We start from the raw sequence: 1,093 nt of genomic DNA, 5'->3' as shown, positions 1-1,093 counted from the left end.
CGCAATTGCCGCGCAAAAGCCGCGAGCCGCCGGCACCGATCGGTGTACCGGCCTCGAGCGCGTCCAAGACGGCCTTTTTCATGCGCGGTGCGCTCGCCAGCGCGAGATAGTCGTTCGACGCGAAATCGATCTCCGCGCGCGGCTTGAGGCCGCGCAGCCGGTCGTCTTCTTTCAGGGCGCGCAAGGCTGCGACATAATCGGCAACTTTGGTCGCATGGATTGGATTCATTCTTCACTCGGACAGTATGATCGGTCTCTCAAGGGTTCTGATGGCAGCGAAGAACTCGGGCCCGCGGCTTCAGCCTGGCAAGATGCGATCTCTGGTCGACCAGCACAACGTGCGGCTTGAACGTTTTTGCGTCGGCTTCGTCAAAGGAGGCATATGCAACGATAATAACTTTGTCTCCGGGCATTGCGAGACGGGCAGCCGCACCATTCAGACCTATGATGCCTGACCCTGTAGGCGCTTCGATCACATAGGTGGCAAACCGCGCTCCAGTGTCGATGTTGTAGATTTCAACGCGTTCGTTGATCAAAAATCCCGCAGCATTCAGCAGCGCACGGTCAATCGAAATCGAACCTTCATAGTGCAGGTCGGCTTCGGTGACCGAGGCGCGATGGATTTTGCCTTTCATCAACGTAATCTGCATTTCTCGCCCAAGCTGGATTTGCGCGCGGCCGCGCGATGCTTGATTGATTCAGGCCAGGCTGGACGCGATGCCGAGCCGGTCCAGCAAGTTCGCGTCGCGATCGCGCTGCGGGTTCTTGGTGGTCAAGAGCGTGTCGCCGATGAAGATCGAATTCGCGCCGGCAAGAAAGCACAGCGCCTGCAGTTCATCGGTCATATACTGCCGTCCAGCGGACAACCGGACGACGCTTTTCGGCATCATGATCCGAGCGGTCGCCACTAGGCGGACCAGCGCAAAGGGTTCGGGACGCTCCGCGGTGTCGTTGACCGGCACGCCCTCGACCTCGTTCCACATGTTGATTGGAACGCTATCTGGATGGCTGAGGAGATTGGCGAGCAGCACGAGCATGCCAAGGCGGTCCTCGACGCGCTCGCCCATGCCGATAATGCCGCCGCTGCACACCC

Annotated in this window: 1 protein-coding gene and 2 pseudogenes; all 3 read right to left on the bottom strand. The window is 59.6% G+C overall.

The features are described from left to right. Positions 1–229 (bottom strand): annotated as a pseudogene (locus IVB13_RS27460) (8-amino-7-oxononanoate synthase); the annotation flags it as partial. Between the two features lie 28 nt (positions 230–257). Continuing rightward, the gene (gene panD / locus IVB13_RS27455; protein WP_247490954.1) at positions 258–650 is read right to left on the bottom strand and encodes an aspartate 1-decarboxylase; all 393 of its coding nucleotides are present in this window, start codon (positions 648–650) and stop codon (positions 258–260) included. 48 nt (positions 651–698) lie between these two features. Then, a pseudogene (locus IVB13_RS27450) lies at positions 699–1,093 on the bottom strand (biotin synthase); the annotation flags it as partial.

The organism is Bradyrhizobium sp. 17, from assembly GCF_023073515.1.
Lineage (GTDB): Bacteria > Pseudomonadota > Alphaproteobacteria > Rhizobiales > Xanthobacteraceae > Bradyrhizobium > Bradyrhizobium canariense_D.
This window is presented reverse-complemented; position numbering and strand designations above follow the sequence as displayed.

Bases quoted from the DNA above. Each gene is read 5' to 3' on its own strand.
- panD (WP_247490954.1), bottom strand. From the start codon at position 650: ATGCAGATTACGTTGATGAAAGGCAAAATCCATCGCGCCTCGGTCACC.